Here is a 26,572-nt window from a genome sequence, read left to right as displayed (position 1 = left end):
TGATTATTTCACGTTGTTTTCTTTTACGATTTGATCAAAAATGCCGCCATTATCAAAGTGCTGCTTTTGTACTTTGGTCCAGCCACCAAATTCTTTATCAATCGTGACCAATTTAAGTGGTTTAAATGTGCTGCTATAACGTTTTAAAATGTCTGCATTACGTGGACGATAAAAGTTTTTCGCTGCAATATCCTGTCCTTTTGGCGAGTAAAGGAAGTTAAGATAAGCTTTGGCTAGATTTTCATTGCCATCTTTTTTTACATTCTTTTCAACAATTGCAACGGGTGGTTCTGCCAAAATTGAAAGAGACGGAGTAATGATTTCAAACTTGCCCGGTTGTTCGCGCTGTGCTAAATAGGCCTCGTTTTCCCAAGCCAGTAATACATCCCCAATGCCACGTTCAGCAAAAGTTGTGGTCGCACCACGTGCACCTGAATCAAGAACTTTGGTTTGTTTATAAATCTGGCGAACGAATTCCCGTGCTTTAGCGTCAGAACCATATTGATGTTTCGCCCATGCCCATGCTGCTAAATAGTTCCAGCGTGCACCGCCCGATGTTTTTGGATTTGGTGTGATAATTTCTACACCTGGTTTTACAATATCGGCCCAATCTTTAATACCTTTTGGATTGCCCTTACGAACAAGGAAAACGATGGTGGATGTATAAGGGGTAGAGTTTTGCGGAAATTTCTTTTGCCAGTCAACAGGTAAGAGTTTTGCTTTTTCAGCAATTTCATCGATATCTGCTGCCAAAGCCAAAGTCACTACATCAGCTTGTAAACCATCGATTACCGCACGGGCTTGTTTTCCTGAGCCACCATGAGATTGTTTGAAATTTACATCCTGACCGGTACGCTGTTTCCAATACGCGCCAAACTCTTTGTTAAAGTTTTCATAGAGTTCACGTGTTGGATCATATGAAACGTTTAAAAAATCTGTTGCTGCAAATGATGAAACTGAAATCAACGCAGCCAAAACCCCTACCTTTAATTGTGCCAAACGCATGTTTTTCCCCTGATTCAAATAAATGTTGAGAACATGGATGCAGCATACTGCGAGTCTTTATTCATAAAAAATAATAAAAAATGAATTTTATATGAATAAAAAAGAAATAGAAAAAGCTTATGTGTTTTTAAACTAAGCTGGAAAATCAACGGGATGTTTAGCGATGTGGTGTTTTAAAAATGCAGAACGAGTCGAGTCATTAGATTTACAAGATCGTGCATTTCATTATGGAGATGGTTGCTTTACGACAGCCCGTATTTATCGGGGGCATTTTGAATTAAAAGCACGTCATATGTTACGTTTAAAAAATAGTTGTGATTATTTGTTTCTCAAGACAGATTTGTCGTTGATTGAAAAAACTCTCGTGCAATTACAATGCCTGAACGATATTTTAACTGGTACCCTTAAGATTGTTATTAGTCGGGGTGTCGGCCAGCGTGGTTATAGTTTGCCCACGCAAAATGCGGATATTTATGTTTGGTTTTATCCACAAGAATTTACTGAATGCCATCCTCAATTTATACAGACAGGTGTATTAAATCAGGTGTTAGGAATGACGATGCCACATTTAGTGGGACTAAAAACTTTAAATCGGCTAGAGCAGGTTCTACTAAAACAGGAGGCTGATCAACGACAATGGCCTGAAGCACTTGTAACGGATGTACAGGGGTTGATTGTTGAAGGTATTAGCAGTAATTGCTTTATTTATTTAAAAGATACATGGATTACGCCCGAACTTCGTTATAATGGCGTGCACGGCGTGATGCGGGCCGAAATTTTATCTCGAATGGAAAAAATGGGTGTGCCTGTCGCACATGGTTTTATCGATATGAATGAGCTGGAAAATATTCAGGCATTATTTTTTTGTAATGCGCTGCATCCGATGAAAGCTGTGAGCCATCTTGATGGAAAACCTTTAGATTCTCAAATATGTGTAGATCTTTTTCATACACTTCAACTGAACCAGATTCACTGATATGTCAAAACCTTCAAATAAGCCTAAAGCAAAAAATAAAAAAAAGCCTCCAAACAAAATAGGCTTTTTTAAAAAAAACAGAAAATGGCTCATGGCACTTTGCATTTTAGGTATTGGGGTTGTGAGTCTCGTTTGGACCAATCTCTTTAAAGACTATCCTGTAAAAGGCAAAAAAGAATTATTGGTGGTTGCCAGTGGAGACACGTATTCTCATTTTATTGAGCGTTTGGCGAGAGATAATCAGGTTTCTATACCGTTAATTCTAAAAATTTATCAGAAATTTTTTATTCATGACACGATGAAAGCAGGGGTATATGAAGTTCCTCAGGGAATGAGCATTCGACAGGTATTAGGCATGTTGTCTAATGCGGAAAATGCACAAATGATTCGGGTTCAAGTGATTGAAGGAACGACCTTCAAGCAATTGATTGCCAATTTGAAAAAAGATCCGTATGTGACTAAATCCGTGGTTAATTTACCGCAAGAGCAAATAGCAAAAGAACTGGGGTTGCCGTATTCACATCCTGAAGGTTTGTTTGCACCAAACACATATTTCTTTTCTAAAGGTGAAACTGATAAAAAAATCCTGTCGGATCTGTATCAACATCAGATGAAAGCATTGGATACCGCATGGCAAAATCGAGCAGCAGATTTACCTTATAAAAATAAATATGAAGCTTTGATCATGGCATCTATTATCGAAAAAGAAACCAGTTTGGATCGTGAGCTTGAGCAAGTTTCAGGGGTATTTGTACGCCGTTTAAAATTAGGAATGCGTTTACAGACTGATCCAACTGTTATTTATGGAATGGGTGACAACTACCAAGGTAAAATTAGTCGACAGGATTTGCGTACACCGACGCCTTATAATACCTATACCATGTCGGGCTTGCCCCCTACACCCATTGCCATGCCAGGGAAAAAAGCGATTGAAGCCGCTATGCATCCCGATCAATCTGACAATATTTATTTTGTTGCTACAGGCAATGGTGGACACAAGTTTAGTGCAACCCTGCAAGCGCATAATCAGGCAGTTCAGGATTATTTATCCGTGTTAAGGTCAAAAAACTAGGGAGTTAAAATGTTCATTAGCTTTGAAGGCACGGAAGGTGTAGGAAAAACTACGCTCATTCGCAAGATTTATGAGTATTTTGAACGGCAGGGGGAACAGATTGTATTGACCCGTGAACCAGGTGGCACACCACTTGCTGAAAGAGTTCGTGATCTATTGCTAGCAGTCAATCATGAAGAAAAAATGGCGCATGATACAGAGCTCTTATTGATTTATGCAGCACGGGCACAACATTTAGAACAGGTTGTCATTCCCGCTCTCAATGCAGGGAAAACAGTATTGAGTGATCGTTTCACCGATGCTAGCTATGCCTATCAATGTGCTGGACGAGGTTTAAGCAAGGAAAAGCTCAATATTTTGAATCAAACATTTGTATCTCGAATGCCAGATATTACGTTCTGGCTGGATGCACCGATTGAGCTAGGCATGTCGCGCGCCCGCGAACGTGGAGCTTTGGATCGTTTTGAGCAGGAAAAAGTTGATTTTTTTGAGCGAGTACGTCAAGGTTATCACGAGTTACATCAACTCCATCCAGAAAGAGTAAAGCGTTTGGATGCGATGCAAACCCCTGAAAAGGTATTTGAGGATGCATTAAACCATCTAAAATAGAATATTTAAATATAAAAATGCGCGAAATAATTCATTTTTTCGCGCATTGGCTTTTTAGAATTTTAGACTTAAATTACATTTACTAACGGTTGTTCTACTTCAAAAGTAGGAGGCGTCAGTACAGTTTTTCGTAGCTCATTTCCCAGCTCTGGATAATCCAGTGTGTAATGTAAGCCACGAGATTCTTTGCGTTGCATTGCACACCGTACAATCATTTCTGAAACCAGTACCAGATTTCGCAGTTCAATCAGATTTTTACTGACACGATAGTCCTGATAATATTCAGTAATTTCTCGTTTTAACATTTCGATGCGATGTAAAGCACGTTCTAGCCGTTTGGTGGTGCGTACAATGCCGACATAATTCCACATGGTCGAACGTAATTCATCCCAGTTTTGTAGGATAACCACATCTTCATCAGCATCAGTGACCTGAGATTCATCCCAATTGGGTACATCGGGTAATGTAAAACCATGATTAAATTTGTGCTGGATATCCTGTGCGGCGCTCATTCCGTAAACAAAACATTCCAATAGTGAGTTACTGGCCATGCGGTTAGCCCCATGTAAACCCGTATAAGATGTTTCCCCAATTGCATATAGGCCCTCAAGATCCGTTTGGCTGTGTTCATCCACAACCACACCGCCACAAGTATAATGCGCGGCAGGAACGACAGGAATCATATCTTTGGTAATATCAATACCCAACTCAAGTAAACGCGTATAAAGAGTTGGAAAATGTTCCTGAATAAAATCAGCGGGTTTATGAGTAATATCCAGCCAGACATGACGGATTCCCAAGCGCTTGATTTCATAGTCAATCGCACGTGCGACGATATCTCGGGGTGCTAATTCGGCGCGTTCATCGAATCGCAACATAAAACGTTCACCATCAGGTAAACGCAAATAGGCGCCTTCACCACGCATAGCTTCGGTGATCAAAAATGAACGTGCCTGTGGATGATACAAGCAGGTCGGATGGAACTGATTAAATTCCATATTTGCCACACGACAACCTGCGCGATAAGCCATGGCAATGCCATCACCAGTCGCAATATCAGGATTTGAGGTATACAGATAGGCTTTCATTGCGCCACCGCAGGCAAGGGCCGTAAAGGGGGCTAGAAATGTATGGACTTTTTCAGTTTTTTCATCCAGTACATAAAGGCCAACTGCACGATTACTCTGGTCCGTATGACCTAATTTATGCAGTGTAATAACATCAATCGCGACGTAATTTTCAAATATAGTCAGATTTTTTTGTTCGCGGGCACGTTGCACTAATGTCGTGGAAATCGCTTTACCTGTTGCATCTGCAGCATGAATAATACGACGCTGTGAATGCCCCCCTTCACGGGTTAAATGAAGTTGATCTTCTTCATCTAAAGTAAACTGAACTCCATGATTGAGGAGAAAATCAACCGATGGACGACCACCTTCCACTGTTTGTTTAACCGCATCTAATTCACATAAATGCGCTCCTGCAATCATCGTGTCATCAATATGCTGTTGAATGGAATCTGTTTCATCCAGAACCGCGGCAACACCGCCCTGAGCATAAAAAGTACTGGCTTCTGTCAGGGAAGATTTTGCTAAAACCGCAACGTTGTAATGACTTGGTAATGACAAAGCAAGGCTTAAACCAGCGCCGCCACTGCCCACAATAATCACATCAAAATGATGAGTTGTGTCTAAATCAGGCATGTCCATCAGCTAATTTACAAAAAGTTTGCTAATAACACGCTTTTTTTTAAGAAAAGGCAAGACTCGATATGCTTAAATCTAAATCGAAATTTCAATAAACTTTCAAATTTTAGAACGTCTAAATGATCCTAATATGGAAAATTTAATGCAATAATCACAATTTTTTATTCTTGGAATAATAAACATATTATTACGGAAATGGAGAAAAAGTTGTGTTAAAACAATTGGGTCTAACCTAAAACTAGTGTGTGAGTTTGTGCTACATGAATAGTCGCTATTTACAAAATGGAATGTATGCCATGGTGTTTACTATGGCAGCTGTACAAGCGGATGCTGCAACGCCTGTTGATTTTTCCAGTTTGGTCGAACAAGTCAGCCCAGCTGTGGTCAGTGTCAATGTTGTAAAAAAAATGACTCAGGAAGAGTTGTTACAACAACAAGTCCCAGAGATTTTAAAACGTTTTTTTGGTAATCAGGTCGTCATTCCACAACAACAGGTTCCTCAGGAAAAAGTCGGATACGGCAGTGCTTTTTTCATTAGTAATGATGGTTATTTACTCACGAACCACCATGTAGTTGAAGATGCATCACGCATTACTATTACATTGCAGGATCGCCGTGAAATTGATGCAAAAGTTATTGGTAGTGATGAACGTACCGATGTGGCATTACTCAAAGTTGATGGTACAAGTTATCCCGCTTTAAAAATAGGCAATGTCGATCAGCTTAAAGTAGGTGAACCTGTGCTTGCAATCGGCTCACCATTTGGCTTTGATTATTCGGCATCTGCTGGGATCGTGAGCGCAAAATCACGAAATATGCAAGGTGAAACCTCTGTTCCATTTATTCAAACCGATGTAGCGCTTAATCCTGGCAACTCCGGTGGGCCTTTATTTAATCAGCGTGGTGAGGTCGTGGGGGTTAATTCACGTATCTTTAGTGGTACTGGCGGGTATATGGGCTTGTCATTTTCTATTCCAATCGATGTGGCAATGGATGTAGTTCAACAGCTTAAAACCACTGGAAAAGTTACGCGTTCTTATCTAGGGGTCATGTTACAGGATATTGACCGTAACCTAGCCGATGCCTATAACTTACCGCGTCCAGAAGGTTCATTGATCAATCAGGTTGCGCCAGATTCACCCGCGGCTAAAGCAGGTTTAAAAGCGGGTGATATCATTATGAAATATAATGGTTCTCCAATTTCACGAACCTCTGATCTTTTAAACTATCTGAATCGGACAATGCCAAAACAAACGATTCAGTTAGAAATATTACGTGACGGTAAACCTCGTAGTATTTCTGCGACTTTAACTACTGCGCCAGATGACACACCAGCTACTTCTGAACGAGCCGCACAACAAAATGGTCCTGTGTTAGGTATGTCGATTCGTAACCTGACACCAGCGGAACAATCACGTTTAGATGTACGCGGGGGCATTCTGGTTCAGGATGTCACGCGTGGAGGATTGGCTGCACAATCAAACATTATTTCTGGTGACGTTATTACTCAGATTAATAACACTGCGATTCTAAATGCCAATGATTTTGCTAAGACCGTAGCCGCTTTACCAAAGAATACGGTAGCGCGAGTGTCAATTATTCGTCAGGGACAGCGTGCTATGCTGGGCTTACGAATCAAATAATCCTAGCTATAATGTTGAATAAGCCACTTTAAACGAAGTGGCTTTTTTATGGGATATTTCTAGTAAGATACAGTATAAATGTGAAGAGTAGCCTCTGTATGAGGATGGAAATTGGAACGAATAAAGAATGAGTGCGATTTTTGATTTAAAACTAGTGGTACAGCCTGAACACATCGATCAATTGGGACATGTGAATAATGTGATGTATGTGCAATGGATGCAGGATGTAGCCACCGCACATGTCGAGGCTTTGGGGTTGGGCCTGAAAGAATATCTTGAAATGAATCATGCTATGGTCGCAGTCGAGCATCAGGTACAATATCGAAAAGCAGCTTTTGCAGGTGAAGAAATTATACTTCGTACATGGCTAGATGCGATTGATAGCATCTATTTGTCACGTCAATATGTATTTTATCGGCCTAAGGATCAAACTGTTTTGTTTGTGGCAAAAACCAAATGGGCGTGTGTTGAGATCAGTACGGGTCGACCAAAACGTATGTCACCTACCTTTACACAGACTTACCAGCCTTTAGCCAAAGATATTAATCCGATAGATTTTACCATGAGTTACGGTTGAACGTTTGTTGTAACTTGAGCATACATTGACTTCTTTTTAGGAATTAAAATTAATTGGAGCTGTATTTTGTTGCAATTCAATGAATAGTTTTAAAAGCAGAATGATCGCACTATATTTTTAATCAGCGGTTGCTTATACTGTGCAGCAATTTAGGACAGTCCTTTTACATCTTGCATACTGTGTGAAGTATTGCATTTAAAGGTGTATTTTTTTTCAGAGTAATCTATGGCGTCGGCTAAAAAATCCGTTGATATCAAAAATATTCGTAACTTCTCGATCATTGCTCACATTGACCATGGTAAGTCAACTTTGGCTGACCGTTTTATTCAGATGTGTGGTGGTTTACAAGACCGTGAAATGCAAGCTCAGGTTTTGGACTCAATGGAGCTTGAACGCGAACGCGGGATTACCATTAAAGCTGCATCCGTAACGCTTTATTACACGCATCCGAATGGTCAAGAATATCAGCTTAACTTTATTGATACCCCGGGACACGTAGACTTTTCCTATGAAGTCTCTCGCTCGCTTGCTGCTTGTGAGGGTGCATTGCTAGTGGTAGATGCAGCGCAGGGCGTAGAAGCGCAATCCGTTGCCAATTGTTATACCGCGATTGAACAAGGTCTGGAAGTTTTACCCATTCTCAATAAAATTGATTTACCGCAGGCAGAACCTGAGCGCGTTATTCATGAAATTGAAGAAATCATCGGGATTGAAGCCACAGATGCACCAACTTGTTCTGCAAAAACAGGTTTAGGAGTTGAAGGTGTCCTCGAGCGTTTAGTCGATGTGATCCCGCCTCCAGAAGGTGATCGTGAAGCACCGTTACAGGCTTTAATTATCGACTCGTGGTTTGATAACTATTTAGGTGTGGTGTCTTTGGTACGGATCAAGCAGGGTCGTATCCGTAAAGGCGACAAGATGCTAGTTAAATCTACAGGCCAGATTCATCCTGTAACATCTGTCGGGGTATTTAATCCTAAACACACCGAGACCGATATCCTTGAAGCGGGTGAGGTAGGTTTCGTAATTGCAGGAATTAAAGATATTTTTGGGGCTCCTGTAGGCGATACAATTACGTTGTCTTCAACGCCTGAAGTTAAAACTTTACCGGGTTTCAAAAAAGTTAAACCGCAGGTGTATGCAGGTTTATTCCCGATTGATGCCAGTGACTTTGAACCGTTCCGAGAAGCTTTACAAAAATTACAGATCAATGACTCAGCGTTGTTCTTTGAACCTGAGAGCTCCGATGCATTAGGCTTTGGTTTCCGTTGTGGCTTTTTGGGTATGCTACATATGGAGATTGTACAAGAACGTTTAGAACGTGAGTATGATCTGGACCTGATTAGTTCTGCACCAACCGTAGTGTATGAAGCCCTTACCAAAAAAGGCGATACGATCTATATCGATAGTCCTTCAAAAATGCCAGATGGAAGTTTGGTCGAAGACCTCCGTGAACCGATTGCCGAATGTCATATTCTGGTTCCGCAGGAATATTTAGGTAACGTCATGACTTTATGTATCGAGCGTCGTGGCGTCCAAAAAGACATGAAGTTTCTAGGAAATCAGGTTTCCTTAACTTTTGAAATTCCAATGGCCGAAGTTGTTATGGATTTCTTTGATAAGTTGAAATCATGTTCACGTGGTTTCGCTTCGCTAGATTATAACTTTGTTCGTTTTGAGAGTTCATCTCTGGTTAAGGTTGATGTATTAATTAATGGTGAAAAGGTGGATGCCTTGGCCATGATCTGTCACCGTCAAGATGCTCGTCATCGTGGTATTGCATTAGTTGAAAAGATGAAAGACTTGATTCCACGTCAAATGTTTGATGTTGCGATTCAGGCGGCGATAGGTGCGCAGGTTATTGCCCGTTCTACTGTAAAAGCCATGCGTAAAAACGTATTGGCAAAATGTTATGGTGGTGACGTATCACGTAAGAAGAAATTACTTGCGAAACAAAAAGAAGGTAAGAAACGCATGAAACAGGTGGGGAGTGTAGAAATCCCACAAGAAGCGTTTTTAGCTGTATTAAAAGTCGATAGATAAGGCGCGGGAAGGCATTGCTTTACCCAGTCGAAAAACGAGCAGCGTTGCTGCGAGTGAGGTTTTGTGGATTTTGATTTTAATTTGATTCTCGTTCCAGTTACGCTGTTGTTTTTTATCGTATGGTTACTCGATAAATTGGTATTCAAACAACGTGCAACCAAAGGTCGTGAGAACGAAAATTTCCTGATTACATGGGCATATGATTTTTGGCCTGTTTTGGCAGTTGTATTAATTTTACGGTCTTTTTTGTATGAGCCATTTAATATTCCTTCGGATTCGATGGTTCCAACGCTAGAAACAGGTGATTTTATCTTAGTCAATAAGTTTGACTATGGTGTGCGTTTACCTATCATTAATAAGAAAATTATTAATGTTGGTGAACCTGAGCGCGGTGATGTGATCGTTTTTCGTTATCCACCGCAACCTAGCATTAGCTATATTAAACGTGTGGTAGGTTTGCCAGGCGATCATATTGTTTATGATCATGGGCAATTATCAATTAATGGTCAGAAAGTCCCTAAAGTTGCTACTGAGTTTCATCGTGAAAAAGATATTTTAGATACGCCAACGTCGATTTATCATAAAGAAACCTTAGGTGATCATACTTTTACCATGCGTGAGCTTGAAGGCGTAAATATCGCTCGTCAGGCACCATTTATCAATTATATAGAAAATGGTAAATATTCGAATCAAGATGGTTTATATTGGGAAGTGACTGTTCCGAAAGGGCATTATTTTGCGATGGGCGATAACCGTGACCAAAGTGCAGATAGCCGTTTCTGGGGATTTGTTCCTGAGGAAAATTTAACAGGTCGTGCTTTTTATATCTGGATGCATAAAGAGCCGGGCTTTAAAATTCCGTCGTTCAGTCGTAACGGCAAAATTGACTAAAAACACGATTAGGAATATTACAAATGCGTAAGTCTCAGCAAGGCGCTTCGTATTTAGCTATTTTATTTGGGGTAATTTTATTTGCGATGGCAGTCAAGGCTGCCGTTGCAATCTGGCCAGCGTATTGGGATGACCGGGTGATTAATAATCAGATTGAAGAGCTGGTAAAAAGTAGCCCTTCCGATATTACACCTGCTAAGTTTGATACTCAGATGAATCAGCGTCTGGAAATGAACAATATCCGAGATTTACATTTCAAAGATATTGCTAAAGTATCAACTCAAGATGGTCTAAACGTCAGTAAGAAATACGAAATAAGAAAACCATTCTTATTGAATATTGATTTAGTTCTAACATTCGAGAAAAATTTTGATCAAAGGTCAGTCCAAGCTAAGTGATCCTCGATTACCGAGCAGGATTGGTTATCAGTTTCAGCAAGCTGAGTTACTTCAGCTTGCTTTAACACACCGATCTGTCAGTCACAAATACAATTATGAGCGCCTTGAGTTTTTAGGTGATTCATTACTTGGCATGATTGTTGCCAATTATTTATATCAGACCTATCCGCATGAAAATGAGGGTCGGCTTACCCGTATGCGTGCTACACTAGTACGCCAGGAAGCTTTAGGCAAGATTGCAAACGATTTGAAACTTAGCCGGTGTTTAATATTAAGCACAGGTGAATTAAAATCGGGTGGTCATCATCGTGAATCGATATTAGCAGATACAGTCGAAGCCATCATTGGCGCAATCTATGTGGATAGCGGTGATTTAGAGTTACTGAAAAGTATTGTTTTAAAATGGTATACGCCTTATCTGGATCATATTGAGCCAAGTGATCAGCTTAAAGATCCTAAATCGCGTTTACAAGAGTATCTACAAGCACGTAAAAAACCTCTCCCTGTTTACGAGGTTGTAGATATTCAGGGTGATGCCCCTCATCAGCACTTTAAAGTCCAATGTTCGGTAGCTGGGCTACCTAATATTGTAGGTGAGGGTTCAAGCCGACGTTTTGCTGAACAGGCGGCGGCGGCAGAAATATTAAAGTTATTGGAGCAATAGCCTGCATGTCCATGCATTCTGATCAAGTCAATCCAGATTCAAATGAAAATCCTGAAAGTCAGGCCAATGAACTGATTGACCAATTCTTTAGTGACAAAGGTGTCACCATTCCTGCTGACTTTAGAAGTGGCTTTGTTGCGATTGTTGGACGACCGAATGTAGGTAAATCCACATTGATGAACCATTTATTGGGTCAAAAGCTATCGATTACTTCACGTAAACCACAAACCACACGTCATAAGATTGTAGGAATCGATTCACGTGAAAAGTCTCAGGCGGTATTTGTTGATACTCCAGGAATGCATAAAAAAGAAGTCCGCGCCATCAATAAAATGATGAACCGTGCAGCGCATTCGGCATTGCGTGATGTCAATTTGGTTTTATTCGTTGTAGATGCACAAAAATGGACTCAAAATGATGAATTGGTTTTGGAAAAGCTTAAAAATGCAGAAATGCCAGTCATTCTTGTCATTAATAAGTTAGATACGTTTGAAAATAAGAATGAAGCTTTACCGCTTATTCGTGAGCGTGCAAAATTGATGAATTTTGCTGAAATTGTGCCTGTATCTGCATTACGTGGTGCGAATCTGGATCACTTACGTGACACCATTGAGAAATATTTGCCTTTTCAGCCACCACTTTATTCGCTAGATCAAATTACAGATCGTTCTGAGCGTTTTTTGGCAAGTGAAATTATTCGTGAAAAAATCATGCGTCAGCTTGGTGAAGAATTGCCTTATGATTTAACAGTACAAATTGAGTCGTTTAAAACGGAAGAAGAAACCATTAATGAAAAGACAGGTCGTTTAAAACCCGCCTGTACCTACATTGATGCAACCATTTTCGTGGAACGTGCTGGACAGAAAGCCATTGTAATTGGTGAAAAAGGTGCAAAACTCAAGCGTATTGGCATGGAAGCACGCACTGATATGGAAAAAATGTTTGAGCAGAAAATCATGCTGACACTTTGGGTGAAAGTCAAAGGCGGCTGGTCTGATGACGAACGTGCGCTCAAGAGTCTAGGTTACAGTGATATTTAAAATATACGTGGATAGAGAATAAGTAATGACAGTCATAATGCGATGTGTTGGTGTTTTAGCCTGTGTGTTAATGCTACAGGGATGTATCACCAAAATTGTGACTGTCCCCGTAAAGGTCGCTTATGGAACCACCAAAGCTGTAGTGAAAGGTACGGCTGCTGTAGTAGAGGCAGTTATTCCAGATGGTGATGATGATAAAGACCAACAAAAAAAGGATGATTAACTTCGTCTATGCGTAATGAAGTGATTCATGGCTATTTGGTTCATCATCGAAAATATCGGGAAAAAAGCCACATCGTGCATCTGTTTACTGAAGAATATGGTCGTATGGACGGGATTCTCAGGCAAACACCTCCCCCTCAATATCAACCTATTACTTTACAAGCGACAGGCAAAGGTGATTTGAAAAATTTCACTAAGCTTGAGATTTTAAATCATCCAGTTTTTTTTCATGGTGACGCTTTTTTTGCAGGATTTTACTTAAATGAAATCCTGTTACGTTTATGCCCATTAGAAGAAGCGATGCCACAAACGTTTAGTCAATATCAGAAAACATTGGCACAGTTGCAGCTTTTGTCTTCACATCCACAGCCTGCTTTATTTTTAAGACAAATTCTACGTCAGTTTGAACATGCTTTATTGCAAGAATTGGGCTATGCGGTCGATTTTCATGTGGATTGTAACCAGCAACCTATTAGTACATTAATGTCTTATCAATTTCAGACAACAGAAGGTTTTTTGCCTGTTGCGAGTCGTAGTTCTGCCACGCTAATGGGTGAGCTAATTTGTTGCATGCATAATTATGTAGAGGGCGAAGAATTTTCTGCTGAACAATTGCAATTATTAGGTAAACTATACCGTCAAATGATTACATCTTTGTTGGGTGATCGGCCTCTAAAAAGTCGTCAACTCTGGATACAAAGTACACAATCACATTCTTAATTTTTTGCTCTCAGGATTTATCTATGGCTGCTTTGCTTGGTGTGAATATTGATCACGTTGCGACATTGAGACAGGCGCGAGGTACAACTTATCCAGATCCAGTTCAGGCGGCGTTGGTCTGTGAACAGGCAGGTGCAGAGGGTATTACCTTGCATTTGCGCGAAGATCGTCGGCATATACAAGATGATGATGTGCGCCGTATGCGACCCTTGTTAAACACTCATATGAATTTGGAAATGGCTGTAACTGAGGAAATGGTTCAATTTGCCAAAGAGATTAAACCACAACATGTTTGCTTTGTGCCTGAGCGCCGTCAGGAAGTGACAACTGAAGGTGGTCTTGATGTGGTTGGTCAACTAGAGAAGATTAAAGCGGCTACTCAGGCTCTCGCTGAAATTGGTTGTGAAGTATCTTTATTTATTGATGCAGATTTGGCGCAAATTGATGCTGCTATTGCTTGTGGTGCACCCACGATTGAGCTGCATACGGGGGCTTATGCCGATGCAGAAAATGAGCAAGCACAACGTGCTGAACTTGAGCGCATTATTCAGGGTGCAGAATATGCGGCCAGCAAAGGCTTAATTGTTAATGCAGGACATGGCCTTAATCTGGACAATGTTGCCCCAATTGCTGCAATTCCTCAAATTCATGAACTGAATATTGGTCATTCGATAATTGCAGAGAGTATCTTTGTTGGTTTAGCTCAAGCTGTACAACTAATGAAAACCGCGATTCAGGCAGCAAGATAAGAGTTTATAAATGTCAAATCCCAACTATGATGAATTAATGCAGCCTGTCATTGTATTTTTAGGTTGTAGAACTCCTCAAGCGTGGTTAGATGAAGCCATAAATCATCTTGATTTGTTGATGCAAGACCATGCAAATTGTGAAAAAAAAGCAGCAGGAACGGCCATGAACCTGATGTTCCGTTACAGTTTTTTTACTGATTTGCAGGTGAAACTAGCGCAATTAGTTCGTGAGGAAATGCTGCATTACGAGCAAGTGCTTGAGTTTATGAAAAAACGTGGACAGGAATGGAAAGCAGTTAGTGCAGGACGTTACGCAGGTGGCTTACGTAAAGAGATCCGAACGTATGAACCTGAAGCATTGATTGATGTCATGATTGTCGGGGCATTTGTAGAAGCTCGTTCCTGCGAGCGTTTTTATGCATTGGCACCTTTAGTGGATGATGAACTTGGGCGTTACTATCGTTATTTGCTGAAATCAGAGTCCCGCCATTTTGAAGACTATCTGGCTTTGGCAATGGAAGTTGCAACTACGGCTAAGATGAAACATCCAGAAGAAGATATTCAGCAGCGAATTGCACATATTCGGGACGTTGAAAAAAACTTAATTTTGTCAACGGATGATGTATTTCGTTTTCATAGTGGTGTGCCCGCTAAACTAGCTGCATCTGTCTGATTTTTCATAATCCAACCACACAAAAGCCAGTTTAAAAACTGGCTTTTACACTTTTTTGAACAGTAATTAGCTGACTATTTTCTTTTGAATATCATGATGTACTAAACTTCCCCATACTAGTCCTGCGATAAAGCAAATACTAAAATAAACACCAAAAGCAGTAATGGGTAGGCTTGGTTGATTCAAAAAGAAATAGCGATAAAGCAACATTAAAATAGTAAAACCACAGCCCCAGAATATTCCACCATAAAGCAAAATAAATCTGAATTTGTCATTCATCATAATGGTCTTAAACTATGCCTGCGATAAATGCCCTATATAATATATTAATTTTTTCTCAAATGGTGAAATTTATTACAAATTTATGAATAAAAGAATGTTGCTGAAAATCGCCGCATTATCGAGACAAAAATTCGGTTAAACTATGCGTTCTGATCAAAGTGAGTGTGTTATGCAAACCCTACAATCCAGACTTAAGCAGGAAAAAATTTTAACTCCTGAATTAAAGAAATGGTTGTATGCATCAGGCTCGCTAACTCAACAATTGACAGATTTAGCTTCGGGTCAATTTCAAGTTGAACCGACTAAAGAACATTTTCAGCGTCTCAGTTTTATTGATAGTAAATGGATGAAAATGCCGCATGCGCATACAGCATGGGTGCGTGAAAGTTTACTGTATGGCTGCGAGACCCAGCCTTGGGTTAAAGCAAAAAGTATATTTCCGATTTTAAGCCTACAAAAAAAAGCCAGAATCTTTCAGCATATTGGTACAAAACCCATTGGCAAATTTTTATTTCAGCGCACAAACCCAGCCTGTGAACGTCGAGTAATTTATCTGGAGGATGGTTGGACTCGACAAAGTTGTTATGTGTGGCATGGTTGTAAATTTATTGTCCAAGAAACATTTCTCACAACATTTGAAAACTTTATCCAGAAGCAAATTGAGCAGGGGTAAGCCATGGCAGCAGTGCAATCCATCACTTGGCGACAACGTTTAGAAGCCTATTATTATTTATGTCGTTTTGATAAACCAATTGGGACTGAGCTGGTTTTCTGGCCAACCATGTGGGCATTATGGATTGCGGCTGAAGGGATTCCTCCATTACATATTCTCTTCGCGTTTGTGTTTGGTACGATTTTTATGCGCGCAGCAGGCTGTGCTATTAATGATTTTGCTGATCGCGAAGTAGATGGTCATGTTGAGCGAACTAAAACCAGACCACTGGCTACAGGTATTATTCGGCCCAAAGAAGCGATAGCCGTGTTTTTAATTTTGGTCGCAGCCAGTGCGTGTATGCTGTTTTTTTTGCCAATTGCAACTTTTTATTGTGCTTTTGGTGCTCTAGGCTTAGCGTTTGTTTATCCCTTTATGAAACGTTACACCCACTTACCCCAAGTGGTATTGGGTATGGCATTTTCATGGGGGATTCCGATGTCATTTACGGCATTGGGTAAGCCACTAGATTGGACATGTTGGTTACTTTATTTTGGAAATTTATGTTGGACAGTTGCCTTTGATACACAATATGCGATTACAGATCGTGAATATGATTTAAAAATTGGTGTGAAATCCACTGCGATTCTTTTTGGTAAATATGATATTGAAATCATTTCGCTCCTACAGTTTTTAAGTCTTGTGTTAATTGGTACATCTTTATACCTTGCCGATATTTTGTATCCATGGGGACTGGTCGCTTTATTATTGGTTGCTGCTGATTATATTTATCAATGGTCAAAAACCAAAACTCGTGATCCTCAGTTATGCTTCTGGGCATTTCGGCATAATCGTTGGGTAGGCGTGATTCTATTTTTGGGTATTTTTCTGGCTTATCTATTTTAAAATATAATTTTGACCATCCAGTTAAAAAGTGTTCTATGCAGAGCACTTTTTTTGTGCATAAATAATCTTGCATAGCAGAGTATGCAAACTAAAACTTAAAAAACATAAAAAGGATATTTTATGAAACGGTCAAAAATTGCCTTAGCATTGGCATTTTCAGCTACGACATTATTCTTAAGTGCATGTAATGATAGTAATGATGACTATATTGGAGTCAATCCAGAACAAACCTATATTTCAGAGACGACTTATAACAAGGATCAGGTTACAGGCGCTGCATCTGTTAAAGTAATGACGTATAACATGGTCAATGTTCTGGGCAAAACTGCCAAGGCGACGGCAATGGTGATGTTTCCAAAAATTACTCAGCCTGCTGATGGTTATCGCGTTGTCGTTTGGGAACATGGCACGGTTGGGGTGGGTGATAGCTGTGCACCGAGCAATACGACCATCAATCCACGATTTAAAATTTTGGCGGACACTCTTTTAGCAGCAGGTTATGTCGTTATTGCACCTGATTATGAAGGGTTAGGAACACCAGGAATTCATCCGTATCTTAATTTAGGAAGTGAGGCTAAATCTGCAATTGCAGCAGTTAAGGCAGCCAAGGATCATTATGGTAGTCAGCTCAATGGAACATGGATGTCTGTCGGTCAGTCGCAAGGAGGGCAAGCTTCCTTAGGTACTGCTGAATATGCAAATAACGATGCAACATATTTAGGTGCGGTTGCAGGAGCGCCAGCATCGAGTTTGGGTAAAATTATTTTAGAGGTAGCGCCGGCGGCATTGGCCGATATAGAGAAGAAAGAAATAACTGCCAATGTCCCGTTAGCCAATCGTGTGTCGGTAGATTCTTATGCAACTTTGCTTGCCTATGCTGCGCTTACAGGCGTTGGTATCAAAGCATACGACACACAATTTAATTATCGAGATATTTTTCAGGAAAGAGCAAAACCTTTGGCTGAGTTTGCCGAGGGAACGACGGGCGAAAATGGACTTTGCTTAGATAATGACGATGCAAGTTTAAGTCTGATTGAAAAGTTTAAAACCGATATTATTAAATTCATGACGGATAATCCTGACAAAAAAGTCATGGATTATCCTGGTCTGGATACCAATAATTTTAAAACAAATCAAACGGTTCAAACCTTTTTGACGGCGAATCAACCCGGCACTAAACGTATAGATAAACCCGTTTACATCGTTCAAGGTACAGCAGATACTAACGTTCCATACCCTGTAACGCAGGCATTGGTTTCCAATTTAAAAGACACGTTGGGTTCACCCGATGTTGTACTTGATCCTGTTCTGAATGCAACGCATACCCAGGCGATTGTCTGTCGTAATCTACAAGTCTACAATTTTATTCAGGCTAAAATGCCCGCAAAAACAGGCATAACGCTTGATACGGCGGCTATTGATGCAAGTACGAGTCCTCATTGTACAGGGGTAGGGTTATAAAATAGGCTGATATTAAAAAATTTTATATGCAAGCTTGATTACAAGAAGAGTAGCTGTGAAACACAGTTACTCTTTTATTTTATAAGCTTAAACTTGTTAAAGAGACTAAATGAACATCAAATTTTTGTTTAAATCTTTTAAAATCGCATAAAAAAAGCCCACCGAAGTGAGCTAAAGGGCTAAACTGATATAACGTAGAGAAATATATCATATTTACTATATGTATCTATAATACTTTGGATTAGAGAAAAAGAGTTAAGTCTTTAGTCGTAATTACCGCAAAATGTTGAACGATACAGTCATCCCGCATATAACAGGCAGAGTTTTAAAAGATCGGTATATTTTTTTATTTTTCGATTTAACCGATGAATTAATTGGTTTTATGGGTTGAGTTGAAGATGTTGTAAAGCAAAATTCACCTGTTGTAATTGCTGATTAAGCTGCTGTGGTGGAATACGAGTTTCCTGTAAATGAGTGATCCATTGCATTTGACAGATTTTAAGTTGTTTAATATTCGAGGCACTCTTAATTTGTTCTAAAAGTTGTCGTGCCAATAGTCCACAATAACTAGATAATGTTTCTGCCATTAATGTTTTTACTTCATCAAATGCCATAACGGATAAAGGTTCTAGTTGTGGTTGCACGTTTTGAATAGTATCAATATTGATTGGGTATTCTTGGCTTGAATTAATTTGAGCCATTAAGGATGTTTCATCAGGAGTTACATCAGATTGTATGGCATCAGACCTCTCTGACGATTGATCATTGAACTCGGTCGTTAGCGATGATAAAGATGTTGCCTGTGTATCGAACTGAATCAGTCCCATCTCTTCAAGTTGATATAATAATTCAGGCGATGCTATTTTTTCTCTGAATTGATCACTTAACTTATTAAAATCCTCAGTACCAATTAAAAGGAGTAATCGGCGCTGTCTGACATTTAGGTTTAACTGACGGTTTTCGAGAGCCGTATGTCCTTGCGCAGTTTTATAATAATGAGACATCCCCAATTTATCCATTTTATAAATTGGGAATACCATAAAACGAGAAAATTACATTAATATGAAATAACTTATAAATCAAAAAATTAGTTTTAGATTGCGGTCTTCTCTAACGCTTTTTTGAGGTAGGGGTCAAGTTCTTCCTGACGCAATAGCCAATTTATATAATCATGGGGTAAATCGGAAATCAAGGTGCCCTTGTGTTTACCAAAGTTAATTTTAGTGGGAATACGTGCCTGTTCCGAAGCCTGATAAAGCTCTTCAATATCATTAATATTAAGATGATGAACAATATGCATCAGGATATTGGCAGTTAAAATAATGTCTGCATCAGCACGATGCGCGCCTTTAAGTAGTTCCCTCGCTTTGTCACTACCTCGCGAGATGAGATAAATTAAAGCAGAGATATTATGCGCATCTGCTTGAGGCCAAACTTTTCGTGCAAGAGCTAAGGTGCAAATTGCCTTAATATCTTGTGTTTCTACACCACATCGGGCAATCGCATTCATATCATAATCGACATTATGTCCAATAATATAAGTGGTATCAGCAGGTAAGACAAAAGAGGTATATAAAGGTTGATCGACAAGATCGGACTCAAGAATATGGTGTACAGCCATTGCTGCATAGGAAATCGGCTGATTGACCTGATAGAGTTGGTCAAATAGCTGAGTTTTATCCAGACTTAATTTACCCGCATGAACGTCTATAGGTGCATAAGCAATTTCGATAGGTAAACCATTGAGAGTATGGGTTTCGGTGTCCAGAATAATTGCAGTCATTAAATGAATAATCTCGGTACTACATCAAAAGTTAAATGTAGCATTCCTGATAAATTGTGAAAAGATTCAATTGTATTCATGAATGTTATGTTTCACTTTGTATAACTGTCTTGTTTCTATTGTTAAAAAGGGCATAATTTATAAATTGCATTGCCATGCAAAACAACAAGAATGTTGAATACCTTCAAAAGGATAAGAAAAATGAAAAAGACGTTGCTCACAGTCTGTACTCTTAGTCTAAGTATATTTTTATCAGCCTGTAATGATGATAATGACTGGGATGATGTTTTTAATCCTCCCTCAGATATTCCAGAAAATAATATTCAAAACCCAGTTGTTCGTACGGATAGTTATAGCATAACCGACATGAGTACAATTGCGGGTGAAAGTCTGGTCATGACTTATAAAATGTTGGGCATTAACAATAGCGAAGTTCAAGCAACAGCATTAATTTTCACACCTAAAGGAGCTCCACCAGTCGGCGGGTGGCCTATTGTTGCTTGGGCTCATGGCACAACAGGCGTTGCTGATAAATGCGCACCCAGTCGAACCGCAATGGATACTGATATTAAAGGTATGATTGCCCAGTTATTGGCGAAAGGTTATGTGGTAGTAGCCCCTGATTATGAAGGTTTGGGAGAACCTAGCGGGCAGGAATTGCATCCATTTTTAAATGTAAAAAGTGAAGCTTTTTCAATCACTGATGCGGTTGTTGCTGCACGCAATTATTTGGGTAGTAAAGTAAATAATAAATGGGTCACCGTAGGACATTCACAAGGGGGGCAAGCGGCATTAGGCGCTGCCCAATATGCATCCCGTGCCAAACTGGATTATAAGGGGACCGTTGCTGTAGCGCCTGCATCTAACCTTGATCTAATTTTAACTTTAGGTGAAGCCTCAGTAGCAAATCAACCTGCGACTACACAGATTCCTGTATATGCAAGTCTCGATACCTTTACTGCATTAATTACCGCAGGATTGCGCAACCCAAATCCAGATTTTAAATATACTCAGGTGTTTAAAGACCCGACAGCGCAGATTGCTGAAAAATATGCAGAGACTGAATGTTCAGGCGATATTGCTAATGCGTTCGGACTTAATATGACCTTATATGCTCAATCAACTGGAAGCTTAAATGGTTATGGGCGTACTCAGGATAATTTCCTTAATATTCCCACTGTGAAAAATTTTACTAGTAAGGATGGTCAGCCTTTAACTGTGAAAGTAACGACGCCGGTGACGATTTATCAGGGAAGCTATGACACCACTGTACCACGAATAGCCACTAACACATTGGTTGGTTCCGCTCAAGAAAAAGGAACAGTTATTCAATACAATACAGATGACAGTAGTACAGTGAAATGGGATCATGGTACTGCTTATACATTAAATATTGGCAATATTGTGCAAGACGTAGGGACGATGCTGTCCAAATAATCATTATTTTTATGATGCGTGGCTCATATAACTAACATGAGCCATTTTTATTTAAAACTGAGTAAAGTTCATTCTGCTTAATCTTAAAGTTCATGCTACAATAGCGCCCAATCTTAGCACGGCTTAAAAGCCCTAATTCATAGGACCCTCGCTAATGTTTGCCAACATTTCTCTTTCTGAATTTGATCCAGAATTAGCCAAAGCAATTGACGCTGAAGATGCGCGCCAAGAAGCGCATATTGAGCTAATTGCATCTGAAAACTATTGCTCTCCTGCGGTGATGGAAGCGCAAGGATCAAAACTGACTAATAAATATGCAGAAGGTTATCCAGGCAAACGCTATTATGGCGGTTGCGAATATGTAGATGTGATTGAACAATTGGCGATTGACCGTGCTAAAGAACTTTTTGGTGCTGATTATGCTAATGTTCAACCCCATGCCGGTTCACAAGCAAACTCAGCGGTATATTTAGCTTTATTAAATGCTGGCGATACTGTATTAGGAATGAGTCTTGCACATGGTGGTCACTTGACACATGGTGCTAAAGTTAACTTCTCTGGTAAAACCTACAATGCCATTCAGTACGGTTTAAACCCAGAAACTGGCGAAATTGATTATGAAGAAGTTGAGCGTTTAGCTTTAGAACATAAACCACGTATGATCGTGGCTGGTTTTTCTGCCTACAGTCGTGTTGTTGATTGGCAACGTTTCCGTGATATTGCAGATAAAGTCGGTGCTTATTTGTTTGTTGATATGGCTCATGTAGCTGGTTTGGTTGCTGCGGGTGTATACCCAAGCCCAGTTCAAATTGCTGATGTTACTACCACCACTACTCATAAAACACTTCGTGGCCCACGTTCTGGTTTGATTCTTGCTAAGGCAAATGAAGAAATCGAGAAAAAACTTCAATCTGCTGTATTCCCAGGCAATCAGGGTGGCCCACTGGTTCATGCAATTGCAGCCAAAGCAGTATGTTTTAAAGAAGCGATGGCGCCTGAGTACAAAACTTACCAGCAACAAGTGGTCAAAAATGCCCAAGCGATGGCAGAAGTATTGAGTGGCCGCGGTTACGATATCGTTTCTGGTGGTACAGATAATCATTTATTCTTATTGTCTTTAATTAAACAAGACATTACGGGTAAAGATGCTGATGCATGGTTAGGTAATGCTAATATCACTGTAAATAAAAATGCAGTTCCAAACGATCCACGTTCTCCATTTGTGACTTCTGGTATTCGTATTGGTACACCAGCAGTAACAACTCGCGGTTTTGGTGAAGCTGAAGTACGTGATTTGGCTGGCTGGATTGCTGATGTATTGGATAGCAAAGGTGATGAAAACGTAATCGCTGATGTGAAAGCCAAAGTTGAAGCAGTATGTGCAAAATTCCCTGTATATGCTAACTAAGTTATTTGCTTGAGAAGAAGCTCCCTCAAGGGAGCTTTTTTTATACGTGAATATTTAAAAATCAGAACTAAATTCTGATATAACGATAAGATTATATTTACGTGATTTATTTTGGAAAATCTATAAATTTAAGGAATTTATAAATGAAACAGCCCAATATTATTATTTCGTCTCAGGACCTACACCGTCTGGAAACGATGCTTGAACATCAAAATACTGAAACCGCAACGATGCAACATTTAGAAAATGAACTAGCGCGGGCAGACGTGGTCGATCCCGATCAAATCCCAGCCAATGTGGTGAGTATGAACTCAAGAGTGAGTATTACCATTGCGCCATCTACTCAGTCAGTTGAAGTTACGCTGGTTTATCCGCATGATTTTACAGGTGATAAGAGTCAGGTTAATATTTTGGCTCCTATAGGGGCTGCGATCTTAGGGCTTACGGAAGGGCAAACGATTGAATGGCCGCAGCCTGATGGCCAATTAATGAAGATTAAAATTGAAAAAGTCATTTATCAGCCTGAACGTGAAGGAAAATATCTGTAATTTAGTATTTTCCAAGTGATTTGAGCTGATTAGAACATTAAGATTTAACATAAAATCATCATGTTGATATAAAAATAGACTTTGCACCCAAGTAATTTGTGCATATGATGAGTTGAGAAAAACTATTGGTTGATTATGACTCAGTTTAATTCATTGATTCCGCTGGATCAGATTGAGATTGATCCAAAAGTACTATTGGCAATTAAACGTAATGATCTAGTGCCTATACTGGAAGATCAGTATCAGCTCAATCATTATGCGGATCAACTTATTCAGTCTCAATCTGTCTTGTTAAATGGCGTTGATCCTAAACTGAATCACCAACTGAGTCAGATCATTTCTCAATTAATTGAGAAGTTGGCACAATCGAGTAAAGTGCTAAAAAAACGTAAGTTTAATGGACTGCAAAAATGGTTAGGCATTGATATTGAATATGATCATGGGCAGCTTCATTATTTAAATGAACTGGAACGTTTAATTAATGAGGCTAGCTTTTTGAGCCAGCGTTTACAGGTTGAGATTCAAAAGTCACAGGCGCGTGTCCAACAGGTATTGGGTCTCCGTGAACAAATGGCAAAATACATTGTGGCGGCACAAGAATTCTTAATCGAATATCCTGCCTTTATCAAGCAACAACACCCACTGGATAATTTTGCGGAAAGATTATCTAAAAAAATAAACACGTTACAAACTTTACAAGCGAGTAATGATATTGCAATTACACAGATGCAGTTGGCTCAACAACTTTCTTTTACTTTACTTGATCGGTTTAAAGAGGCACAACAAGTGTTAATTCCAGCATGGCAATATCATCTAAAGCAAAGCATGCAAACGTATTCGGTTACTGAACTGCAGAAACTGGATCTTAGCCGTGAAAAATTGATGAATACTTTAAAAAAATCATTAGAGAAAAATAGGGCGGAATGATGTCAAAACTTGAATCTGACAATAAAAATGGATTAGTCGAGCAATCAACAGAATTGCAGAAATACGAGTTTGAGCGTCTGAATTTAAAAGAATTAGGGCTGAAATCAGAGGATTTTGCTCAAGTGCTGGATGCGCATCAGGCACTAGCCGACATGACACCTAGCAGTGTCTCAGAGTATGGTAAGGACATTGCCACTAAAACTTCAAGCTATACCGATGAGTTACTCAATCTGGTTCAAAATAAAGATCTTGATACGACTGGCCAAAAATTAAATGAAGTAGTTCAAGTTGCGCAGCAGCTAAATACATCCAGTATTTTAAACAAGTCTAAAGGATCATCAATTCCAATTTTAGGGGGATTGCTCAATAAAATTAAAGGAGCGAAACAGAACTTTGACCAACATTTTAATACCACAAAAGAACAAATCGATGTTTTGGTCAAAGAGATTGAACGCTCTCAGACAGGTTTAAAAACTCGTGTCAATACGTTGGATCATATGTTTGATGCCGTGCAAGATGAATACAAACAACTGGGGATTCATGTTGCTGCCGGTAAGATCAAGCAGCAGGAAATTCAGCAACAAATTTCACAGCTGAGTCAAAAAGAGCAAGATCAACAAAGCACACAGCAAATTTATGATTTAAATCATCTGGCCAATAATCTGGAAAAACGAGTGAGTGATTTGCAAGTTCTTCAGCAATCAGCCATGCAAACTTTACCTATGATTCGTATTATTCAGTCCAATAATTTAATGTTAGTGGATAAATTTTATGCGATCAAAAATATTACTTTACCGGCATGGAAAAACCAAATTAGTTTGGCAATTTCCTTACAGGAACAAAAAAACAGCGTGCAATTGGCTAAGAGTATAGATGATGCAACTAATGATCTGCTACGTCGTAATGCGGATTTGTTGCATCAAAATTCGGTTGATACAGCGAAAGCCAATCAACGCTCTGTAATAGATATCGAAACACTTGAACATGTACAAAATACCCTCATTAAGACAGTGAATGATGTTATTCAGATTCAAAAAGAAGGCATGCAAAAACGTGATGAGGCTGCAACAAGATTACGTTTACTTCAGGAAAATCTGAATCAGCTCGTGATTGAGTCGAGTCATGATACTTCTTCAAATAAGTAAGAGCATGAAGGCTAACCTATTCAAAGCCTGAGGAGAGTAGATTGTCACCCGTTGAAAATTATCCAGCGAATGTTCAATCGATAGATTCCCGATTAAGCCAGTTAAAGACGCGCCAACATCGGGTAATCTTGTTGAGTCTGACAGCAACTGTGATTTTTATGATTGCTTTAGCTGCGTCATTTACTCAGCAAACGCTGGTTTATAGTTTTTTTGATCTCAGTCAACAAATTGAACAATTACATATTCCTGTTGCAATAGGCAATGAACTGTTGATTCATCAGCAACCTGACTATTTTACTAGTCTGTTGTCATGGTTTGGCTGGCTGATTTTAAAGCTTTTTGTGGCATTCTTTGCTGCTTTTATTTTTGTTCGAATTTTAAAAAAATTTAAATTTTTTCAGGTTCGCTTCCGTTCACTCATTTTGCGTTTTGTTGCTTGGTTAATCGGCTTTATTCTGATTTGGTCAGGTTTAACCTATTTGCAGTACGATGCCAAGAGCGATGAAAGTAAGGCTTACGAAGATTTGGTTGCTTATGATAAGACTATTCAACAAAGCCAAATTGCCGATGATTTGAAAGATTCGGATGCGCCCAATCCAGTAAAAGATTATCTTCTGGCACAGACTGCATTATTGCATCGACCTGTAGATAAAGACGCAGCATTGCCTTATATCTCCAATTTGATTCGCTCGGAACGAGTAGACCCTCATTTTATGGAATATGGTTTTAAACCAGAACAGCTTTGGATAATGCAACAGCAAATCTATGGAAAAGCTGTAACACCAATAGCACAAAGTGTTCAAAAACAAGCGAATCAAGCTCAGCAACTTTCTGAAATAGTTCAGTTATTATGTTGGGGATTGAGTCTAGTGGCTGCTTTACTCGCGATAATAACTTATGTTTTGGCTATGAATCTTAAAAATCGGGCCTCTAGAATTGAACAAAAAGATTAAATATAGGTTTGTTCGGTAAAACCGATCGAACTAATAAAAACATACTGTTTCCCCTATGCAACCTTTTACCGTATCATCCTCA

At 39.5% G+C, this 26,572-nt stretch carries 28 protein-coding genes; 23 read left to right on the top strand and 5 right to left on the bottom strand.

The window, feature by feature from the left end; all coding sequences use genetic code 11:
* Positions 1–3: 3 nt before the first annotated feature.
* Positions 4–1,005, bottom strand: a complete 1,002-nt coding sequence (locus IAE20_RS15985) for a sulfate ABC transporter substrate-binding protein (RefSeq protein ID WP_200461848.1) — start codon at positions 1,003–1,005, stop codon at positions 4–6.
* Positions 1,006–1,168: 163 nt separating this feature from the next.
* Between IAE20_RS15985 and pabC the strand changes: the two genes are divergently transcribed.
* Genes pabC through tmk form a run of 3 tightly spaced genes read left to right on the top strand, consistent with a single transcriptional unit; the run spans position 1,169 to position 3,662 of the window.
* Positions 1,169–1,981 carry an aminodeoxychorismate lyase gene (gene pabC, locus IAE20_RS15980; protein WP_200482688.1) on the top strand — a complete coding sequence of 271 codons (813 nt, stop codon included), beginning with the start codon at positions 1,169–1,171 and terminating at the stop codon, positions 1,979–1,981.
* Position 1,982: 1 nt separating this feature from the next.
* Positions 1,983–3,053 (top strand): endolytic transglycosylase MltG, encoded by a 1,071-nt coding sequence (gene mltG / locus IAE20_RS15975; RefSeq protein WP_200482689.1) that lies wholly within the window; start codon positions 1,983–1,985, stop codon positions 3,051–3,053.
* A gap of 9 nt (positions 3,054–3,062) precedes the next feature.
* The gene (tmk, locus tag IAE20_RS15970) at positions 3,063–3,662 is read left to right on the top strand and encodes a dTMP kinase (RefSeq protein WP_200482690.1); all 600 of its coding nucleotides are present in this window, start codon (positions 3,063–3,065) and stop codon (positions 3,660–3,662) included.
* Between the two features lie 68 nt (positions 3,663–3,730).
* Here tmk and nadB read toward each other — a convergent pair whose 3' ends face one another.
* The gene (nadB, locus tag IAE20_RS15965; protein ID WP_200482691.1) at positions 3,731–5,371 is read right to left on the bottom strand and encodes an L-aspartate oxidase; all 1,641 of its coding nucleotides are present in this window, start codon (positions 5,369–5,371) and stop codon (positions 3,731–3,733) included.
* A 257-nt stretch (positions 5,372–5,628) separates the two neighbouring features.
* On the opposite strand from nadB, the gene IAE20_RS15960 reads away from it, so the two are divergent.
* The 11 genes from IAE20_RS15960 to IAE20_RS15910 all read left to right on the top strand — a co-directional run bounded on the left by IAE20_RS15960 (position 5,629) and on the right by IAE20_RS15910 (position 14,988).
* Positions 5,629–7,011 carry a Do family serine endopeptidase gene (locus IAE20_RS15960; RefSeq protein WP_200482692.1) on the top strand — a complete coding sequence of 461 codons (1,383 nt, stop codon included), beginning with the start codon at positions 5,629–5,631 and terminating at the stop codon, positions 7,009–7,011.
* A 127-nt stretch (positions 7,012–7,138) separates the two neighbouring features.
* Positions 7,139–7,588, top strand: coding sequence for an acyl-CoA thioesterase (locus IAE20_RS15955; protein WP_200461842.1), 450 nt, complete (start codon positions 7,139–7,141; stop codon positions 7,586–7,588).
* Positions 7,589–7,813: 225 nt separating this feature from the next.
* Positions 7,814–9,631: a translation elongation factor 4 gene (gene lepA, locus IAE20_RS15950; RefSeq protein ID WP_200461841.1), complete on the top strand. Its 1,818-nt coding sequence runs from the start codon at positions 7,814–7,816 to the stop codon at positions 9,629–9,631.
* A 63-nt stretch (positions 9,632–9,694) separates the two neighbouring features.
* Positions 9,695–10,522 carry a signal peptidase I gene (gene lepB, locus IAE20_RS15945; protein WP_200461840.1) on the top strand — a complete coding sequence of 276 codons (828 nt, stop codon included), beginning with the start codon at positions 9,695–9,697 and terminating at the stop codon, positions 10,520–10,522.
* Between the two features lie 23 nt (positions 10,523–10,545).
* Positions 10,546–10,920 carry a DUF4845 domain-containing protein gene (locus tag IAE20_RS15940; RefSeq protein WP_200482693.1) on the top strand — a complete coding sequence of 125 codons (375 nt, stop codon included), beginning with the start codon at positions 10,546–10,548 and terminating at the stop codon, positions 10,918–10,920.
* Positions 10,892–11,584: a ribonuclease III gene (gene rnc, locus IAE20_RS15935; RefSeq protein ID WP_200461838.1), complete on the top strand. Its 693-nt coding sequence runs from the start codon at positions 10,892–10,894 to the stop codon at positions 11,582–11,584. The genes IAE20_RS15940 and rnc overlap by 29 nt, the downstream gene beginning before the upstream one ends.
* Positions 11,585–11,595: 11 nt before the next feature.
* On the top strand, positions 11,596–12,624 hold the full coding sequence (era, locus tag IAE20_RS15930; protein ID WP_200461860.1) for a GTPase Era: 1,029 nt from the start codon (positions 11,596–11,598) through the stop codon (positions 12,622–12,624).
* Positions 12,625–12,649: 25 nt separating this feature from the next.
* Complete coding sequence (locus IAE20_RS15925; RefSeq protein WP_200461837.1) at positions 12,650–12,847, top strand: NF038104 family lipoprotein; 198 nt, start codon at positions 12,650–12,652, stop codon at positions 12,845–12,847.
* A gap of 8 nt (positions 12,848–12,855) precedes the next feature.
* On the top strand, positions 12,856–13,566 hold the full coding sequence (recO, locus tag IAE20_RS15920; protein WP_200461836.1) for a DNA repair protein RecO: 711 nt from the start codon (positions 12,856–12,858) through the stop codon (positions 13,564–13,566).
* Positions 13,567–13,589: 23 nt separating this feature from the next.
* Complete coding sequence (pdxJ, locus tag IAE20_RS15915) at positions 13,590–14,315, top strand: pyridoxine 5'-phosphate synthase (protein WP_200482694.1); 726 nt, start codon at positions 13,590–13,592, stop codon at positions 14,313–14,315.
* A gap of 10 nt (positions 14,316–14,325) precedes the next feature.
* Positions 14,326–14,988 carry a tRNA-(ms[2]io[6]A)-hydroxylase gene (locus tag IAE20_RS15910; protein WP_200482695.1) on the top strand — a complete coding sequence of 221 codons (663 nt, stop codon included), beginning with the start codon at positions 14,326–14,328 and terminating at the stop codon, positions 14,986–14,988.
* A gap of 66 nt (positions 14,989–15,054) precedes the next feature.
* Here IAE20_RS15910 and IAE20_RS15905 read toward each other — a convergent pair whose 3' ends face one another.
* Positions 15,055–15,270: a hypothetical protein gene (locus tag IAE20_RS15905; protein ID WP_120369561.1), complete on the bottom strand. Its 216-nt coding sequence runs from the start codon at positions 15,268–15,270 to the stop codon at positions 15,055–15,057.
* A gap of 169 nt (positions 15,271–15,439) precedes the next feature.
* Here IAE20_RS15905 and IAE20_RS15900 point away from each other — a divergent pair, with 169 nt between their 5' ends.
* The 3 genes from IAE20_RS15900 to IAE20_RS15890 all read left to right on the top strand — a co-directional run bounded on the left by IAE20_RS15900 (position 15,440) and on the right by IAE20_RS15890 (position 18,289).
* Positions 15,440–15,943, top strand: a complete 504-nt coding sequence (locus IAE20_RS15900) for a chorismate--pyruvate lyase family protein (RefSeq protein ID WP_200461833.1) — start codon at positions 15,440–15,442, stop codon at positions 15,941–15,943.
* Between the two features lie 3 nt (positions 15,944–15,946).
* Positions 15,947–16,828, top strand: coding sequence for a 4-hydroxybenzoate octaprenyltransferase (gene ubiA, locus IAE20_RS15895; protein WP_200461832.1), 882 nt, complete (start codon positions 15,947–15,949; stop codon positions 16,826–16,828).
* A gap of 120 nt (positions 16,829–16,948) precedes the next feature.
* Positions 16,949–18,289, top strand: a complete 1,341-nt coding sequence (locus IAE20_RS15890) for an alpha/beta hydrolase family protein (protein ID WP_200482696.1) — start codon at positions 16,949–16,951, stop codon at positions 18,287–18,289.
* A gap of 380 nt (positions 18,290–18,669) precedes the next feature.
* On the opposite strand, the gene IAE20_RS15885 is transcribed toward IAE20_RS15890, so the two are convergent.
* Positions 18,670–19,293 carry a hypothetical protein gene (locus tag IAE20_RS15885; RefSeq protein WP_200482697.1) on the bottom strand — a complete coding sequence of 208 codons (624 nt, stop codon included), beginning with the start codon at positions 19,291–19,293 and terminating at the stop codon, positions 18,670–18,672.
* An 89-nt stretch (positions 19,294–19,382) separates the two neighbouring features.
* Positions 19,383–20,072: a putative quorum-sensing-regulated virulence factor gene (locus IAE20_RS15880; RefSeq protein ID WP_200461829.1), complete on the bottom strand. Its 690-nt coding sequence runs from the start codon at positions 20,070–20,072 to the stop codon at positions 19,383–19,385.
* Positions 20,073–20,273: 201 nt separating this feature from the next.
* Between IAE20_RS15880 and IAE20_RS15875 the strand changes: the two genes are divergently transcribed.
* The 6 genes from IAE20_RS15875 to IAE20_RS15850 all read left to right on the top strand — a co-directional run bounded on the left by IAE20_RS15875 (position 20,274) and on the right by IAE20_RS15850 (position 26,490).
* Entirely contained in the window at positions 20,274–21,509 is a 1,236-nt protein-coding gene (locus IAE20_RS15875) for an alpha/beta hydrolase (protein ID WP_200482698.1), read from the top strand.
* A gap of 154 nt (positions 21,510–21,663) precedes the next feature.
* A complete protein-coding gene (gene glyA, locus IAE20_RS15870) occupies positions 21,664–22,917 on the top strand; it encodes a serine hydroxymethyltransferase (protein ID WP_200461827.1) in 1,254 nt (417 codons plus the stop codon).
* A 143-nt stretch (positions 22,918–23,060) separates the two neighbouring features.
* Complete coding sequence (rnk, locus tag IAE20_RS15865; protein ID WP_200482699.1) at positions 23,061–23,465, top strand: nucleoside diphosphate kinase regulator; 405 nt, start codon at positions 23,061–23,063, stop codon at positions 23,463–23,465.
* A gap of 135 nt (positions 23,466–23,600) precedes the next feature.
* Complete coding sequence (locus IAE20_RS15860) at positions 23,601–24,392, top strand: tellurium resistance protein (protein WP_200482700.1); 792 nt, start codon at positions 23,601–23,603, stop codon at positions 24,390–24,392.
* Positions 24,392–25,537, top strand: coding sequence for a toxic anion resistance protein (locus IAE20_RS15855; RefSeq protein ID WP_200482701.1), 1,146 nt, complete (start codon positions 24,392–24,394; stop codon positions 25,535–25,537). Before IAE20_RS15860 ends, IAE20_RS15855 begins: the two co-directional genes overlap by 1 nt.
* A 41-nt stretch (positions 25,538–25,578) precedes the next feature.
* Positions 25,579–26,490 carry a hypothetical protein gene (locus IAE20_RS15850; RefSeq protein ID WP_200461823.1) on the top strand — a complete coding sequence of 304 codons (912 nt, stop codon included), beginning with the start codon at positions 25,579–25,581 and terminating at the stop codon, positions 26,488–26,490.
* Positions 26,491–26,572 lie beyond the last annotated feature (82 nt).

Source organism: Acinetobacter sp. S54, from assembly GCF_016624945.1.
Classification (GTDB): Bacteria; Pseudomonadota; Gammaproteobacteria; order Pseudomonadales; family Moraxellaceae; genus Acinetobacter.
This window is presented reverse-complemented; position numbering and strand designations above follow the sequence as displayed.